Origin of the sequence: Mycobacterium sp. E2327 (assembly GCF_001672675.1) — a bacterium.
Lineage (GTDB): Bacteria > Actinomycetota > Actinomycetes > Mycobacteriales > Mycobacteriaceae > Mycobacterium.
In genome coordinates this window covers 13,469-29,178 of record NZ_LZKE01000124.1, presented here as the reverse complement: position 1 = coordinate 29,178, position 15,710 = coordinate 13,469, and the positions used below count along the sequence as shown (strand labels likewise).

Annotated in this window: 14 protein-coding genes and 2 pseudogenes; 1 reads left to right on the top strand and 15 read right to left on the bottom strand. The window is 68.0% G+C overall.

The annotated features are described in order from the left end of the window. Window positions 1-10: 10 nt before the first annotated feature. The 14 genes and pseudogenes from nuoN to A5712_RS14835 form a co-directional block, all read right to left on the bottom strand. Complete coding sequence (gene nuoN, locus A5712_RS14900) at window positions 11-1,531, bottom strand: NADH-quinone oxidoreductase subunit NuoN (RefSeq protein ID WP_068106445.1); 1,521 nt, start codon at window positions 1,529-1,531, stop codon at window positions 11-13. Continuing rightward, window positions 1,528-3,036, bottom strand: coding sequence for an NADH-quinone oxidoreductase subunit M (locus A5712_RS14895; protein WP_068106444.1), 1,509 nt, complete (start codon window positions 3,034-3,036; stop codon window positions 1,528-1,530). The genes nuoN and A5712_RS14895 overlap by 4 nt, the downstream gene beginning before the upstream one ends. Next, a pseudogene (nuoL, locus tag A5712_RS14890) lies at window positions 3,030-4,909 on the bottom strand (NADH-quinone oxidoreductase subunit L). Before nuoL ends, A5712_RS14895 begins: the two are co-directional and overlap by 7 nt. A 10-nt stretch (window positions 4,910-4,919) precedes the next feature. Then, complete coding sequence (gene nuoK / locus A5712_RS14885) at window positions 4,920-5,219, bottom strand: NADH-quinone oxidoreductase subunit NuoK (RefSeq protein WP_068106540.1); 300 nt, start codon at window positions 5,217-5,219, stop codon at window positions 4,920-4,922. Continuing rightward, window positions 5,216-6,019: an NADH-quinone oxidoreductase subunit J gene (locus A5712_RS14880; protein ID WP_082973448.1), complete on the bottom strand. Its 804-nt coding sequence runs from the start codon at window positions 6,017-6,019 to the stop codon at window positions 5,216-5,218. Before A5712_RS14880 ends, nuoK begins: the two co-directional genes overlap by 4 nt. Before the next feature lie 11 nt (window positions 6,020-6,030). Beyond that, window positions 6,031-6,444: pseudogene (gene nuoI, locus A5712_RS14875) on the bottom strand (NADH-quinone oxidoreductase subunit NuoI); the annotation flags it as partial. Then, window positions 6,437-7,654 (bottom strand): NADH-quinone oxidoreductase subunit NuoH, encoded by a 1,218-nt coding sequence (nuoH, locus tag A5712_RS14870; RefSeq protein ID WP_068106442.1) that lies wholly within the window; start codon window positions 7,652-7,654, stop codon window positions 6,437-6,439. The gene nuoH and the pseudogene nuoI, both read right to left, overlap by 8 nt. Continuing rightward, on the bottom strand, window positions 7,651-10,008 hold the full coding sequence (locus A5712_RS14865; protein ID WP_068106440.1) for an NADH-quinone oxidoreductase subunit G: 2,358 nt from the start codon (window positions 10,006-10,008) through the stop codon (window positions 7,651-7,653). Before A5712_RS14865 ends, nuoH begins: the two co-directional genes overlap by 4 nt. After that, entirely contained in the window at window positions 9,948-11,264 is a 1,317-nt protein-coding gene (nuoF, locus tag A5712_RS14860; protein ID WP_068106438.1) for an NADH-quinone oxidoreductase subunit NuoF, read from the bottom strand. Before nuoF ends, A5712_RS14865 begins: the two co-directional genes overlap by 61 nt. A gap of 1 nt (window position 11,265) precedes the next feature. Continuing rightward, window positions 11,266-11,988, bottom strand: coding sequence for an NADH-quinone oxidoreductase subunit NuoE (gene nuoE, locus A5712_RS14855; protein WP_068106434.1), 723 nt, complete (start codon window positions 11,986-11,988; stop codon window positions 11,266-11,268). Then, complete coding sequence (gene nuoD, locus A5712_RS14850; RefSeq protein ID WP_068106430.1) at window positions 11,985-13,277, bottom strand: NADH dehydrogenase (quinone) subunit D; 1,293 nt, start codon at window positions 13,275-13,277, stop codon at window positions 11,985-11,987. The genes nuoE and nuoD overlap by 4 nt, the downstream gene beginning before the upstream one ends. Then, complete coding sequence (locus A5712_RS14845; protein ID WP_068106426.1) at window positions 13,277-13,930, bottom strand: NADH-quinone oxidoreductase subunit C; 654 nt, start codon at window positions 13,928-13,930, stop codon at window positions 13,277-13,279. The genes nuoD and A5712_RS14845 overlap by 1 nt, the downstream gene beginning before the upstream one ends. Next, window positions 13,927-14,481 carry an NADH-quinone oxidoreductase subunit B family protein gene (locus A5712_RS14840; protein ID WP_068106424.1) on the bottom strand — a complete coding sequence of 185 codons (555 nt, stop codon included), beginning with the start codon at window positions 14,479-14,481 and terminating at the stop codon, window positions 13,927-13,929. Before A5712_RS14840 ends, A5712_RS14845 begins: the two co-directional genes overlap by 4 nt. Beyond that, complete coding sequence (locus A5712_RS14835) at window positions 14,472-14,834, bottom strand: NADH-quinone oxidoreductase subunit A (RefSeq protein WP_068106422.1); 363 nt, start codon at window positions 14,832-14,834, stop codon at window positions 14,472-14,474. Before A5712_RS14835 ends, A5712_RS14840 begins: the two co-directional genes overlap by 10 nt. Window positions 14,835-14,959: 125 nt before the next feature. Here A5712_RS14835 and A5712_RS14830 point away from each other — a divergent pair, with 125 nt between their 5' ends. Further along, window positions 14,960-15,346 (top strand): hypothetical protein, encoded by a 387-nt coding sequence (locus A5712_RS14830; protein ID WP_369830393.1) that lies wholly within the window; start codon window positions 14,960-14,962, stop codon window positions 15,344-15,346. Here A5712_RS14830 and usfY read toward each other — a convergent pair. Next, window positions 15,343-15,633, bottom strand: a complete 291-nt coding sequence (usfY, locus tag A5712_RS14825; RefSeq protein WP_068106419.1) for a protein UsfY — start codon at window positions 15,631-15,633, stop codon at window positions 15,343-15,345. The two genes, A5712_RS14830 and usfY, sit on opposite strands and share 4 nt — an antisense overlap. Between the last annotated feature and the right edge of the window lie 77 nt (window positions 15,634-15,710).

Sequence of the window (15,710 nt, the reverse complement as noted above, 5' to 3'; positions counted from 1 at the left end):
CGCGCGCTCCTCAGGGCAGGAACTGGCTCGTCTGAGCCACCAGATCAAACAGCGGTTGCGGCACGACACCGAGCAGCACCGTCGCCGCCGCCGCCACGGCGACGGACACCGCCGTAATTGGCGCCGGCGAATGCAACTGCGGCGTATGCGAATTCGGTTCATGGAAGAACATCGTCATGATGACGCGGGCATACGCGAACGCGGCTATCGCACTGCTCACCGCGCCGACGACAACGAGCCCGACCGCGCCCTGGCTCGCGGCGGCCTGAAAGATCGCGAGCTTGCTGACGAACCCGCTGGTGAGCGGGATGCCGGCGATCGCCAGGAGGAAAAGCGACATTGCGCCGGCGACCGCCGGCGAGCGCCGCCCTAATCCCGCCCAGTGCAACGTTTCCGGCACTTCCTCGCCGTTCGGCTGCCGGATCATGGTGACCAACGAGAAGGCGCCCATCGTGCTGACCGAGTATGCGGCCAGATAGAACATCGTCGCGGCGAACCCGGCCTCGGTCCCGGAAAACCCGAGCAACAGGAACCCGACGTTGGCCACCGAGGAATAGGCGAGCAGGCGCTTGATGTCGGTCTGGGTCACGGTGAGCACCGCCGCGACGACCATGGTGAGCGCAGCCACTGCCCAGAGGACGGGCCGCCAGTCGAGCACCAGGTTGGGCAGGGCCACGTAGCAGACCCGCGCCAGGGCGGCGAACGCGGCGATTTTCGTCGCCGCCGCCATCAGCGCGGTGATCGGGGTCGGGGCACCCTGGTACACGTCGGGAACCCACGAATGAAACGGGACCGCGCCGACCTTGAACAGCAACCCGGCCATCAGCAACCCGACTCCGGTCAGCGCCAGCGATGTCTGGCCGCCGCGGGCCGCCACCGCGCCGCCGATACCCGAAAACGTCAGCGTCCCGGCGTATCCGTATAGGAGTGCGACGCCGTACAACAGCAGCGCCGACGAAAACGCTCCCAGGAGAAAATACTTCAGCGCCGCTTCCTGGGACAGCAACCGCCGGTGTCGCGCAAGGCCACACAGCAGATACAGCGGCAGCGAAAGCACTTCCAGCCCAACGAAGACCGTCAGCAGGTCCGCCGCCGAGCTGAACACCAGCATGCCGCCGACGGCGAGCATAAACAGCGGAAAGACCTCGGTCTGGATGATCCCGCGCCCCGCGAGCCGCCGCTCTTCCGGGCCGCCGGGCACGGCGGAGCCCTGGTGCGCGAAGGCGGCAAGGCGACCCTGCGCGATCGGCGCCAGGGCGGCCATGCCGAGGACCACGACGGCGCCCTGAAAGAACAACGCGGGCCCGTCGGCCATCACCGATCCCATGACGGCGCCGCCGGGCCGGCCGGCGACCAGAACCACCGCGGCGAAAGCCGCGACGAGGGCACCCGAGGCCAAGGCGAGGTGCGCGGCATACCGACGGCCGCGCGGCAGCGCGGCTTCGACGACGACGCCCACGACGGCGGCACCGAACACGATGAGCATGGGGGAAAGCCGCGCGTACTCGACGCTCGGCACGCCAACGGTCACTTCGCTGTCACTTCCGGGACGCTGGTCAGTGTGTGCGCGACGGCCGGATTGATCACGTCGAGAGCGACTTTCGGGTAGACGCCCAGCGTGAGCAGGAGCGCGATGAGCGGCGCCACGACCGTGACCTCACGCGGCACCAGGTCACGCAGGCGGTCGGCACCCGCCTTGACGGGACCGGTCATGGTTCGCTGATACATCCACAGTATGTAGACGGCCGACAGCACCAGGGCGACGACCGCGGCGACCGCTGCCAGCGGGTAGCGCGTGAAGGTGCCGATCAGGACCAGGAATTCGCTGACGAACGGGGCCAGGCCGGGTAGCGCCAGGGCCGAGAGCCCGGCCACCAGAAAGGTGCCCGCCAGCACCGGCGCGGCCTTCTGCACGCCGCCGTAGTCCGCGATCGCGCGGGTGCCCTTGCGCGACACCAGGAACCCGGCGATCAGGAACAGCGCGGCGGTCGAGACGCCGTGATTGACCATGTACAGAGCCGAGCCGGACTCGCCCTGGCTCGTCATCGCGAAGATCCCCAAAATGATGAACCCGTAGTGGCTTATCGACGCGTACGCGATGAGGCGCATCAGGTCGCTCTGGCCGATCGCCACAACGGCGCCGTAGCCGATGCCGATCACCGCCAGGGTGATGATCAGCGGCCGGAAATGTATTGCCGCGCCGGGGAAAAGCTGCAGGCAGTAGCGCAGCATCCCAAAGGTGCCGACCTTGTCCACGACCGCCATCATCAGCACGGCCGTCGCGGGGGTCGCCGACGTCGCCACTCCGGGCAGCCAGGTGTGGAACGGCCACAGCGGTGCCTTGATGGCGAACGCCATCATGAAACCGAGGAACAACAGCTGCTGGACCACCGGATCCGTGGCGTGCGCGGCGCTCAGCAGGTCGCGGATGTCCAAGGTCGCTATCCCGGCCGGCGTGGCGAGCCCGTAAAGGCCGACGACCGCGGCGAGCATGACCAGGCCGCCGAACAGGTTGTATAGCAGGAACTTCAGAGCGGCCGACGAACCCCGAGGCCCACCGAATCGACCGATCAGGACATACAACGGAACCAACGTCGCCTCGAGGGCGACGTAGAAGAGCACGACGTCGAGCGCGACGAACGAGAGGAGCGCCAAGGATTCGACGGCCAGCATCAGCGCGACGTAGGTGTGGGTCGCCATCGGGCGATCGCCGGCGTCGTTCCATCCCGCGATGATCAGCAATGGCACCAACGCGGCGGTCAGCCCCACCAGCACGAGCGCGATGCCGTCGAGCCCGACCGTGTAGCCGGCCCCCAAAGCCGGTATCCACCGGTGAGATTCGACGAACTGGTATTGCGCGCCGCCGCTGTCGAACCGGCCCACCAGCACGGCGGCCAAGGCCAGGACGATCAGCGCCACACCAAGGCCCGCCCACTTCACCGCGGTTGGTCGGGAACGCGGCACCAGCGGCACGGTGCAGGCACCGATGGCGGGGGCCAGCCACAGGGCGGTCAGCCACGGCAAGTCACTCACCACGCCCTCACCACCAACACGGCGGCGACCGCCAGGACCGCACCGGCCAGCATGGACAGGGCATAGGAACGCGCGAACCCGGTTTGCCACCGCCGCAAGCGAACCGACGCTCGGGTCGTCAGCGCCGCGGCGCTCCTACGGCCCCGTCGATGCCCCGGTCGTCGATCTCCGTCAACGCGCGGGCCAGCTGAGCGCCGGGGCGCATGAAGACCCGTTCGTTGAACGCGTCACCGTAGAGGTCGTTCCGGGCCGCGACGGTAAGAGCCGACCCGGTCGGCGCCGGTGCGGGCACGGGGTTAGTCGCATACCTGCGGCAGGCAACGGCGACGCCCGCGGCGACGACCGCCAAAATCACCGCGGTGACGATGCCGGCCGGGGGAGCGGCGTGAACAGCCTCGTCAAAGCCGGTGACCGGCTCCAGCCAGTGCCGCAGCGTCCCACCGATCGCCAACGCGGCGCCGGACACCACCGAGCCCACCGACAGCACGATCATCGGCCACGTCATCAGCGCGACGGGCTCGTGCGGCCGAACGCCCGCTGCCCAACGCTTTTCCCCGAAGAACGTCATCAGCATGACCCGGGTCATATAGAAGGCCGTGACGCCCGCGCCCAGGATCGCCGCGCCGCCGAGCGCGAAACCCTCTGCGCCGCCGACGCCGAGCGCCGCCTCGATGATCCCGTCCTTGGAGAAGAACCCGGCCAACGGCGGCACGCCCAAGATCGCCAGATATCCCAGCCCGAACGTCGTGAATGTGACCGGCAGGGCTGTGCGCAGCCCGCCGTAGCGGCGCATGTTCACCTCGTCGTTCATCGCGTGCATCATCGACCCTGCGCCGAGAAACAGCCCTGCCTTGAAAAAGCCGTGCGTCAGCAGGTGCATGATCGCGACGACGTAGCCGGCCGGCCCCAACCCGGCGGCCAGCACCATGTAGCCGATCTGCGACATGGTGCTGGCCGCAAGCGCCTTCTTGATGTCGTCCTTCGCGCAGCCGACGACCGCGCCGAAAATCAGCGTCACCGCGCCGACGACCGCCACGGCCGTTTGCGCCGTCGGGGCGAGGTTGAACACGGGGCCCGACCGCACGATCAGGTACACCCCGGCGGTCACCATCGTCGCGGCGTGAATGAGCGCCGACACCGGCGTGGGGCCCTCCATCGCGTCGCCCAGCCACGACTGCAACGGAACCTGAGCGGACTTCCCGCAGGCGGCCAACAGCATCAGCAGGCCGAGCGCCGTCAGCGCGCCCGTGCCGAGCCGCGGTGCACCGGCGAAGACGGCGGCGAACGAGACGGACCCGAGGTGGTCGAACATCATCATCACTGCGACGGCCAGGCCGAGGTCGCCGACCCGGTTGACCACGAAAGCCTTTTTGGCGGCGGTCGCCGCCGACGGCCTTTCCGACCAGAACCCGATCAACAGGTAAGAGGCCAGGCCCACGCCCTCCCAGCCGGCGTAGAGCCCCAGGTAATTGTCGGCAAGCACGAGCAGCAGCATCGCGGCCACGAACAGGTTGAGATACGCGAAAAACTGTCGGCGTCCGGGATCCTCGGCCAAATAGCCGATCGAGTAAACGTGGATCAGTGAACCGACGCCCGTGATCAGCAGCACGAAGCAGACGGACAGCTGGTCGAGCTGCAGACCGAAGTCCACCCGAAGCGCGGCCACCGGCACCCAGCAGAACAATGTCTCGTGGTCGACCCGGTGTTCGGCGTCGCGGCAGGCCATTTCGGCGAAAAGTGCCGTGCCCAATCCGAACGACGCGACCGCCGTCGCGCATGCCAGCAGATGGCCCCTCGCGTTCCAGCGACGGCCCGCGAGCAGAAGGATCGCGGCGCCCGCCAGCGGGAGCGCGATTACCGGCCACACCGGAGTCATGTTGTCGGCCTCAGTGTTTCAGCACACTGGCGTCGTCGACCGAGACCGAGCGACGGCTTCGGAAGATGGTGATGATGATGGCGAGGCCGATCACCACCTCGCTTGCGGCAACGACCATGGTGAAGAACGCCACCACCTGGCCGTCGAGGTTTCCATGCACGCGGGAAAACGCGACGAACGCCAGGTTGGTCGCGTTGAGCATGAGCTCGACGCACATGAACATCACGATCGCGTTGCGCCGCAACAGCACTCCCGCGGCGCCGATGGTGAACAACAGCGCGGACAGGTAGATGTAGTTTGCCGGGTTCATGATCGGCCGTTCTTTTCGGCGCCGTCCGCCCATGCGTCGATCCAGTCGGTGCCGACACTCGGTCCTGGTGTCAGCAGGCGCAGATGTGACTTTCCGGCGGTCCGCGGAGCCCGCGCGGGTACGCGTCGCGGCCGCAGTGTGGCGGACACCGACTGCGGCGCGGGGGAGCCGTCGGGAAGCAACGCCGGTGTGTCGACGGCGTTGTGGCGGGCGTAGACGCCGGGGCCGGGCAGGGTGGTGGGGTGCCCACCGGGCCCGAACCGTTCCCGGGCAAGCTCACGTTGCGTCTTGCGGGGCTCGACCCGTTCCCGGTGCGCCAGCACCATCGCGCCCAGCGCCGCGGTGATCAGCAGCGCGCTGGTCAGCTCGAACGCCCACAGGTAGCGCGCGAAGATCAGCGCGGCCAGGCCCTGCACGTTGCCGCGGGCGTTGGCCTGCGTCAGGCCGGTGAGCGGGGTCCCGGCGACGTTGCCCATCCCGGCGATCAACATGATTCCGAAGCCGAGACCGACACCGATGGCCGCAATCCGCTGCCCTCGCAGGGTTTCTCGCAGCGACTCGGCGGAGTCGACGCCGATGAGCATCAACACGAACAAGAACAGCATCATCACCGCGCCGGTGTAGACCACGACCTGAACGACGCCCAGAAACACGGCGTCCTGGGCGATGTAGAACAGGGCGAGAACGATCATCGTCATCGCCAGGGACATCGCGGAGTAGACCGCTTTCGCGGCCACGACCACGCCCAGCGCGCCGGCCACCGCGATGGCGGCGAGGACCCAGAACAGTACCGTGTTCATTGGCGTGCCTCGAGGAGCTGGTCCTTCCCCCAGATGAGGTCGGCGCGGGCGTCGCCCGCCATCTCGTACTCGTTGGTCATCGTCAGGGCCCGGGTCGGGCAGGCCTCGATGCACAGGCCGCAGCCGATGCAGCGCAGATAGTTGATCTGGTACACCCGGCCGTAACGTTCCCCCGGCGAGTACCTCAGTTCCTCGGTGTTGTCGGCGCCCTCGACGTAAATCGCGTCGGCCGGGCAGGCCCAGGCGCACAGCTCGCAGCCGATGCACTTTTCCAGGCCGTCGGGGTAGCGGTTGAGTCGATGGCGGCCGTGGTAGCGCGGGGCGACCGGCCCCGGCCGCTCCGGATACCGCTCGGTGACCGGTCGCTTGAACATCGCCGCGAAGGTGACGGCGAACCCGGCGATCCCCGCAAAGGTGTTAGGCATCGATTTCCTCCCGACGGATGACGAAAACCGGATCGAACGTGGGTCGGCCCGGCAACGGCGGCACCGGAAAGCCGGGGGCCGGCGGCGCAACGTCAGATCGCTTCGCCTGCCTGCCAATGACTTTCGCGGCAAGCGCAACACCGACGATCAGGCAGAGCTCACCGGCGCCGACGGCCCACTCCGACGTGCGCTCGCCGCCACCCAGGCCGCGTACGGTTGCGACGATCATCAGCCACACCAGCGAGATCGGGATCAGCGCCTTCCAGCCCAGCGCCATGAACTGGTCGTAGCGCATCCGCGGCAAGGTGCCGCGCAGCCAGATGAACAGGAAGAGAAAGCCCCATACCTTCGCGGCGAACCACAGCGGCGGCCACCACGCGGCATTGGCGGCCGCCCAGGCGCTGATCGGCCATGGGGCGCGCCAGCCGCCGAGGAATGCCGTCGTGGCCAGCGCGGAAACCGTTGTCATGTTGACGTATTCGGCGAGCATGAACATCGCGAACGTCAACGACGAATACTCCGTGTGGAACCCGCCGACCAATTCGCCCTCGGCTTCCGGCAGGTCGAACGGCGCCCGGTTGGTCTCGCCCACCATGGAGGTCACGTAGATCAGGAAGGACGGCAGCAGCAACAGCACATACCAGACGCGGCCCTGGGCCGCCACGATGCCCGCGGTCGACATGGTGCCCGTGAAGAGGAACACCGTCGTGAACGACAGCGCCATCGCGATCTCGTACGAAATCACCTGCGCGGTGGAACGCAGGCCGCCGAGCAACGGATAGGTGGAGCCGGACGCCCAGCCGCCGAGGACCAGCCCGTAGGCGCCGATGGAGGCGACGGCGAGCACGTAGAGAACACCCACCGGAAGGTCGGTCAATTGCAGTGCCGTGCGGTGGCCCGCGACCGAGACGTCCGGGCCGAACGGGATGACGGCGAACGCCACGATGGCCGGGATCACCGAGATGACCGGGGCAAGTAGGTACACGCCCCGGTCCGCGCTTCTCGGCGTGATGCCTTCCTTGAGCGCCAACTTGATGCCGTCGACCAGGCTTTGCAGCAGCCCAGCGGGTCCCACGCGATTCGGTCCGCACCGCATCTGCATCCAGGCCAGCACCCGCCGCTCGGCCAGGATCGCCACCAGGACGGTCACCAGCAGGAAGGCAAAGACGGTGACCGCCTTCGCGGTGACCAGCCACCAGGTATCGGTCATCTCGGCGCTCCGATCGTCACTACGTCTCCCGAGGTCACTCCGAGCCGGTCGTGCACGGCCGAGGCGCCCGAGTTCATCGGAAGCCACACCACCCCGTCGGGCAGGTCCGAAATCTCGAGCGGCAGCGTGATGGCGCCCCGATCCGTTTCCACCGTCACCGGGTCCCCCTCTGCCATACCGTTTTCCGACGCGGTCGCTGACGAGAGCCGGGCGACCGCCGTCCGCGCCGTTCCGGCCAGGTTCGGTTCGCCATCCTGCAGCCGGCCGTTGTCAAGCAGCATCCGCCACCCGGCCAGGATCGCCCGGCCGGCGCCGAAGCTCGGCGGCGAGGCCGGGGGCGTCTCGGGCATGTCTCGGCGCGGGCCCGCCCAGGTCCCGAGCCGGCGCATTTCGTCGTGCGCGGCGGCGGCATCGGGGAGGCCGAGTCCGACGCCCATCTCCGCGGCGATCGCGCCGAGCACCCGCAGGTCGGTCAGCGCCCCGGAGTCGCCCAGCGCCGCCGGGAAGAACCGTTGTCGCCCTTCCCAATTGAGAAATGTCCCGGACTTTTCGGTGACCGGCGCGACCGGAAGTACCACATCGGCGTGCTCGGTGACGTCGCTGCGGCGCAGCTCCAGGCTGACCAGAAAGTTCACCCGCGACAGCGCCTCGCGGGCGACATGCGGTTTGGGCAGGTCCGCGACCTCCACGCCGCCGACCAAAAGGGCATCCAGTGCGCCGTCGATCGCGGCGGCCAGGATTCGCGAGGTGTCGCGGCCGGGCTGACCGCCGGGGCGGCCGCCGGGCAACAGATTCGGCAGCGCGCCGGCCTCGAGTGCGCCGCGTTCGCCCGCGCGCCGCGGCACCCACGCCACCCGCGCGCCGGTGGCATCGGCCAGCCGGCACACCGCCGAAAACGCTCCGGGCACGGACGCCAGGCGTTCTCCGGCCATGATCACCGCGCCCGTTTGGCGCAGCTGGGCAGCCAGCCGCCCGCGATGCAGCTCGTCGAGGACGAGGGGTTCCGCACCGGGCGCGGCCCGCAAGAGCGTGCCCGCCATCTTGGTCAGGCCGCGGGTGGTGAACGGCGCGATCGAGTACACCGGCAGCCCCCGGGCGCGGGCGGCCTTGCGCAAGCGCAGGAAGACGATCGGTGATTCCTCCTCCGGCTCGAACGCCACGAGTAGGACGAGGGGCGCCGCCTCCAGGTCGTCGTATGTCACGGTCATCGGCTTGCCCGCGATGCGCGCCGCCAAGAAGTCGGCTTCCTCAGCGGAGTGCGGACGGGCGCGAAAGTCGATGTCGTTGGTTCCCAAGGCCAGTCGCGCGAATTTCGCGTACGCATAAGCGTCTTCCCACGTGACGCGGCCCCCGGTGAGAACGCCGGTTCGCGTGTAGGCGTCGCGAAACCCGGTGGCCGCGACCCGCAATGCCCGCGACCACGAAGCCGGCTCCAAGGTGCCGTCGGCCCCGCGGATCAACGGAGTCGTGATCCGGTCGGGTTGCCGCAGGTGGGTGAACGCCCAGCGTCCTTTGTCGCAATTCCACTCCTCGTTGACCTTCGGGTCGTCGCCGGCCAAGCGGCGCAAGACTTTTCCGCGCCGGTGGTCGGTTCGTTGAGCGCACCCCGACGCGCAGTGTTCGCAGACGGTGGGGCTGGACACCAGGTCGAATGGGCGCGCCCGAAACCGGTAGGAGCTGCCGGTGAGGGCGCCGACGGGGCAGATCTGTACGGCGTTGCCGGAAAAGTACGATTCGAAGGGCTCGGTCGCGTAAATGCCCACCTGTTGGTCCGCGCCGCGTTCCAACAGCTCGATGAACGGGTCGCCGGCGATCTGTTCGGCGAACCGGGTGCAGCGCGCGCACAGCACGCATCGTTCGCGGTCCAGCAGCACCTGCGACGAGATGCTGACCGGCTTGGGATACGTCCGCTTCACGCCGTGAAAGCGGGATTCCGCCCGGCCGTTGGACATTGCCTGGTTCTGCAGCGGGCATTCCCCGCCCTTGTCGCACACGGGGCAGTCCAGTGGATGGTTGATCAGCAACAATTCCATCACACTCTGCTGCGCGCTCGCCGCGGCCACGGACGTGTGCTGGGTTCGCACCACCATGCCGTCGGCCGCCGCGGTGGTGCACGACGCCATCGGCTTGCGCTGGCCCTCGACTTCGACCAAGCACTGCCGGCAGGCCCCGACCGGCTGCAGCAGGGGGTGGTCGCAGAAACGCGGGATCTGGATGCCCGCGCACTCGGCGGCCCGGATCACCAAGGTGCCCTTGGGCACCGTCACGCTGGTGCCGTCGACGGTGAGCGTTATCAAGGCCGCACCGCCAGTTCCGGCGACCGCAGCATCGACTCGCGCGGGTCGAACGGACATCCACCGTTGGTCAGGTGGGCGCGGTACTCGTCGGCGAAATGCTGCACCGACGACAGGATCGGGCTCGCGGCCCCATCTCCCAGCGCGCAGAACGACTTTCCGTTCAGATTGTCGGCGATGTTCAGCAGCAGATTCAGGTCGTCGGCGGTTGCCGAGCCGGTCTCCAGCTGCTCGTAGATCTGGGTGAGCCAGTACGTGCCCTCCCGGCAGGGGGTGCACTTGCCGCATGACTCGTGGGCGTAGAACTGGGTCCAGCGGCGCACCGCGCGCACCACGCACGTGGTCTCGTCGAAGATCTGAAGTGCCTTGGTACCCAACATCGACCCGGCCGAAGTCACACCCGCGTAGTCGAGCGGAACGTCGAGATGGTCGGCGGTCAGCATCGGGGTGGACGAGCCGCCGGGCGTCCAGAACTTCAGGCGATGCCCGTCGCGCACGCCGCCGGCGTGGTCGAGCAGCTCGCGCAGCGTGATGCCCAGCGGCGCCTCGTACTGGCCGGGCCGGTTGACGTGGCCCGAAAGGGAATACAGCGTGAATCCCGGGGCGTCCTCGGTTCCCATCGAGCGAAACCAGTCGACCCCGTTGAGGATGATCGGTGGGACCGATGCCAGCGACTCGACGTTGTTGACCACGGTCGGGCACCCGTACAGCCCGGCTTCGGCGGGGAACGGCGGCCGCAGCCGCGGCTGGCCGCGACGGCCCTCCAGCGAATCGAGCAACGCGGTTTCCTCACCGCAGATATAGGCGCCCGCCCCGGCGTGCACTACCAGGTCCAACCGGTAGCCGGAGCCCAGGATGTCCCCGCCGAGGAATCCCGCGGCGTAGGCCTCGGACACCGCCGCCTGCAGCCGGCGCAGCGCCGCAATCACTTCGCCGCGCAGATAGATAAATGCCTGCCGCGCCCGGATCGCGTAGGCGGCGATGATGGTGCCCTCGATCAGGACATGTGGCGTGGCCATCATCAGCGGAACGTCCTTGCACGTGCCCGGTTCGGACTCGTCGGCGTTGACGACGAGATAGTGGGGCTTGGCGCCCGGGCCGTCGTCTTGCGGAATGAACGACCATTTCACGCCGGTCGGGAAACCGGCGCCGCCGCGGCCGCGCAGGCCGGAGCGCTGCACCGTGTCGATGACCTCGTCGGGCTCCATGGCCAGCGCCTTCTGCAGCGCCCGGTAGCCGTCGTGCGCGCGATAAACATCGAGCGCCCACGACTGCGGGTGATCCCAGTAGCGGCTCAGCACAGGGGTGAGCGCCATCTCAGTCCTCACCTTCCAAACCGTGTGCGGCCATTCCCTTTTGCCGCGCGGCCTGTAGCCCGGCCACCGTCGCCGCACCCGCGGTCGTGCAGTCGGCGTGCTCGGGCGTGCAGCCCGCGAGGACCCGCTGGGCTTGGCGAAATGTGCAGAGCGGCGCGCCGCGACTCGGCGCGGGGGGGCGGCCGGCGCGCAGCGCGTCGACGAGTCGGCGCGCCGACGACGGGCTCTGGTTGTCGAAGAACTCCCAATTCACCATGACGACGGGGGCGTAGTCGCAGGCGGCGTTGCACTCGACGTGCTCCAGGGTGACTTGGCCGTCTTCTGTCGTCTGCCCGGGCTCAACGCCCAGATGCTCCTGCAGCGCAGCAAGTATCGCGTCGCCGCCCATGACAGCGCACAGCGTGTTGGTGCAGACGCCGACGAGGTAGTCGCCGGTCGGGGTGCGCCGGTACATCGAATAGAACGTGGCCACCGAGGTGACCTCCGCGCCGGTCAAACCCAGTTGGGCGGCGCAGAATTCGATACCGGCGGCCGTGAGGTAGCCGTCCTCGGCCTGGACCAAATGCAGCAAAGGCAGCAACGCGGAGCGGCTGTGCGGGTATCGCTTGATGATCTCGGACGCGTCGGCCGCCAGCCGGGCACGCGTTTCCGACGCATATGACCTTGGGCCGCCGAGGCCTCGCGGCTCGTCGGGTTTCGCGCCCAGCGGCAAAAACACCGTCACCGGTCGACCCCGCCCATCACCGGGTCGATGGAGGCGACGGCGGCGATGGCGTCGGCGATCATGCCGCCCTCGCACATGGCCCCCACGGCCTGCAGGTTGGTGAATGACGGATCGCGGTAGTGCACGCGGTAGGGGCGGGTGCCGCCGTCGGAGACCATGTGCACACCGAGCTCGCCACGGGGCGATTCCACGGCGGTGTAAACCTGGCCGGCCGGGACGCGGATGCCCTCGGTGACGAGTTTGAAGTGGTGGATCAGCCCCTCCATCGAGCGCCTCATGATCTTGGTGACGTGGCCGTGCGAGTTGCCCAGGCCGTCGGGCCCAAGCGCCAGATCCGCGGGCCAGGCCAACTTCTTGTCCTGCAACGTCACCGGGCCGGGGGAGAGCCGGTCCGCGCATTGTTCGACGATCCGCAGCGACTCGTGCATCTCCTTGACCCGGATCAGGTAGCGGCCGTAGGAGTCGCAGCGGTCGTCGGTGACGACGTCGAAATCGTAGGTTTCGTAACCGCAATAGGGCTGCGCCCGGCGCAGATCGTGCGGCAGACCGGTGGCCCGCAGCACCGGACCGGTGATGCCCAGCGCGATGCAGCCGGTCAGGTCCAGATACCCGATGCCCGCGGTGCGCGCCTTCCATATCTGGTTCTCGTTGAGTAGGTTCTCGATGTCGCGCAGCCGCCCGGGCAGCACCGCCAACAGGTCGCGCAGCTGCGGCATGGCCTCGTCGGGCAGGTCGGCGGCCAGGCCCCCGGGGCGGATGTAGGCATGGTTCATCCGCAGGCCGGTGATGGTCTCGAAGAGCGACAGGATGAGCTCGCGTTCGCGGAAGCCGAGAAACATCGCGGTCATGGCGCCCAGTTCCATCCCGCCGGTGGCCAGCGCCACCAGGTGGCTGGCGATGCGGTTGAGCTCCATCAGCATCACGCGGATCACGTTGGCCCGCTCGGGGATCTCGTCGCTGATGCCGAGCAGCTTCTCCACGCCGAGGCAGTACGCGGTTTCGTTGAAAAACGGTGACAGATAGTCCATTCGAGTCACAAACGTCACACCCTGGGTCCAGCTGCGGAACTCGAGGTTCTTCTCGATGCCGGTGTGCAGGTACCCGATGCCGCAGCGCGCCGCCGTGACCGTCTCGCCCTCGATCTCCAGGATCAGCCGCAACACCCCATGGGTGGACGGATGCTGAGGCCCCATGTTGACCACGAGCCGCTGGCTCGCGTGCTCCTGGGCCGCCGCCACCACGCGGTCCCAGTCGTTGCCGCCGACGGCGACGAGCGTGTCGGCGGTCATCAGGTGTATGCCCTGCGCTCATCCGGCGGGGGAATGCTGGCCCCGTGGTATTTCACTGGGATGCCGCCCAGCGGGTAGTCCTTGCGCTGCGGATGGCCCAACCAGTCGTCGGGCATCTGGATCCGGGTGAGCGACGGGCGACCGTCGAAGATGATCCCGAAGAAGTCGTAGGCCTCGCGCTCGTGCCAGTCGACGGTCGGATAAACGGAGAACAGGGAAGGGATGCGCGCATCCGCGTCCGGCGCGGCGACCTCCAACCGGATGCGCCGGTTGTGGGTTATCGACAGCAGCGGATAGACGGCATGCAATTCGCGGCCGGCGTCGTGCGGGTAGTGCACGCCGTTCACCCCCAGGCACAGCTCGAACCGCAGCCGGGGATCGTCGCGCAGCACCCTGGCGACGGCCGGTAGCTCCTGGCGGTGCACGTGCAGCGTGAGCTCGCCTCGATGGATCTCCACCCGCTGGATCGCGCAGGCGTAGCCGCGCTCGCCCAGCGCGGCGGCAAGCGCATCGACCACCGCGTCGAAGTAGCCGCCATATGGACGGGAGACGCCGCCCGGAACGACGACCGGGTGGAGCAACCGGCCGTAGCCGGACGTGTCGCCGGTCCCGGTGACACCGAACATTCCGCGGCGCTGGCCGCCGGTCGTCATCGCAGCAGCCCTTCGAGCTGGACGGTCGGTTTCGCGGTCAGCGCGGCCTGTTCGGCTTCGGCGATGGCCTCTTCGCGGTTGACGCCCAGCGGCATCTGCTGAATCTTCTCGTGCAGCTTCAGGATTGCGTGCAGCAGCATCTCCGGGCGGGGCGGGCAGCCGGGCAGGTAGATGTCGACCGGGACGACGTGGTCGACGCCTTGGACGATCGAGTAGTTGTTGAACATTCCGCCCGACGAGGCGCACACGCCCATGGCCAGCACCCATTTCGGCTCGCCCATCTGGTCGTAGATCTGGCGCAGCACCGGGGCCATCTTCTGGCTGACGCGCCCGGCCACGATCATCAGGTCGGCCTGCCGCGGGGTGGCCGAGAACCGTTCCATGCCGAAGCGCGCGATGTCGAACCTCGGTCCGGCGGTTGCCATCATCTCGATCGCGCAGCACGCCAGCCCGAACGTCGCCGGCCACAGCGAGTTCTTGCGGACGTAGCCGGCCACCTTCTCGACGGTGGACAGCAGGATGCCACCGGGAACGCGTTCCTCTAATCCCAATTGAGGCCTCCCCGCCGCCACACGTACGCGTAGGCCACGAACACCGTCAGCATGAAGAGCATCATCTCGGTCAGTGCGAACACGCCCAGGTTGTCGAACGCGACCGCCCACGGGTACAGGAACACGATCTCGATGTCGAACACGATGAACAACATCGCGGTCAGGTAATAGCGAATCGGAAACCGCTGTGTGGCATCGGTTCTTTGGGTATGCGGCTCGATACCGCATTCGTAGGCTTCCAACTTTGCGCGGTTGTAGCGCTTGGGCCCGACGAACACCGCGATGCCGAGTGAACCCACGGCGAACGCGGCCGCGATTCCACCGAGAACCAGGATCGGCAGATACGCGTTCAAGGGTCCGGCCTTTCATGTGAGTAGGTGGTCCTACGCTGACGAATGGCATGCCCGGACCAGCACCCCGATTCGGGGGACGAACAAGGGGATTCACGCCGGCGCGTCGGATCACCTATATTTGCCGCGTGATTCGCGTCCTGGTTTACAGTAGCGACTCCGAGGTCCGCGCCAGGGTCCGGCGGGCGCTCGGTCAACTGCCCGAAAGTGGCTCGCCACCAGTGGATTTTGTCGAGGTGGCGACCCAACCCGCCGTCACCCGCGAGACCGCGGAGGGCAAGGTCGACTTGGTCATCCTCGACGGCGAGGCGTCGCCGTCGGGCGGGATCGGGGTGGCCAGGCAGCTCAAAGACGAACTGCACCAGTGTCCGCCGATCGTCCTGATAATCGGGCGGCCGGACGACGCCTGGTTGGCCGTCTGGTCGGGGGCGGACGCGGTGGTGCCGCGAGGGCTTGACCCGATTGCCTTGAAGGAGGCGGCCGTTCCGCTACTGCCCGGCCGGCTGGCGGTTTAGGACGGGCGGGGATGCTCTGCGTGCCAGAGGTGTTCGATTTCCATCACTCGGTGGTGCTCCACGACGAGCCACGCGATGCCGCCGGCGATGGCCATCGCCCCGACGATGCCCGTGGTGAGCAACCACTCGAAGTGGTGGTAGGCCGCCGACGCCACGCATCCCATCAATGACATCACCCCCAGCGCGATTGACAGCAGGCCGGGCCAGCAATAGATGTCGATGAACGATTCGCCGGCGTGTTGGTTGGTGGTGCGGAAGTGGTCGATGGGATCGTGCGTGGTGGTCATGCTTCCTCCTCGGTAGACCTACCTGGAGGGCTAGTCCGGCAACGACGTTGGCCCATCCCCCCACCGGGTGAGCCACT

Bases quoted from the DNA above. Each gene is read 5' to 3' on its own strand.
- nuoK (WP_068106540.1), bottom strand. From the start codon at position 5,219: ATGAACCCGGCAAACTACATCTACCTGTCCGCGCTGTTGTTCACCATC.
- A5712_RS14880 (WP_082973448.1), bottom strand. From the start codon at position 6,019: ATGAACACGGTACTGTTCTGGGTCCTCGCCGCCATCGCGGTGGCCGGC.
- A5712_RS14845 (WP_068106426.1), bottom strand. From the start codon at position 13,930: ATGACGACCGGCGGCCAGCGCCGCGGAATGTTCGGTGTCACCGGGACC.
- nuoD (WP_068106430.1), bottom strand. From the start codon at position 13,277: ATGACCGCCGACACGCTCGTCGCCGTCGGCGGCAACGACTGGGACCGC.
- nuoH (WP_068106442.1), bottom strand. From the start codon at position 7,654: ATGACCGATACCTGGTGGCTGGTCACCGCGAAGGCGGTCACCGTCTTT.
- A5712_RS14865 (WP_068106440.1), bottom strand. From the start codon at position 10,008: ATGTCCGTTCGACCCGCGCGAGTCGATGCTGCGGTCGCCGGAACTGGC.
- usfY (WP_068106419.1), bottom strand. From the start codon at position 15,633: ATGACCACCACGCACGATCCCATCGACCACTTCCGCACCACCAACCAA.
- nuoF (WP_068106438.1), bottom strand. From the start codon at position 11,264: ATGGCGCTCACCCCTGTGCTGAGCCGCTACTGGGATCACCCGCAGTCG.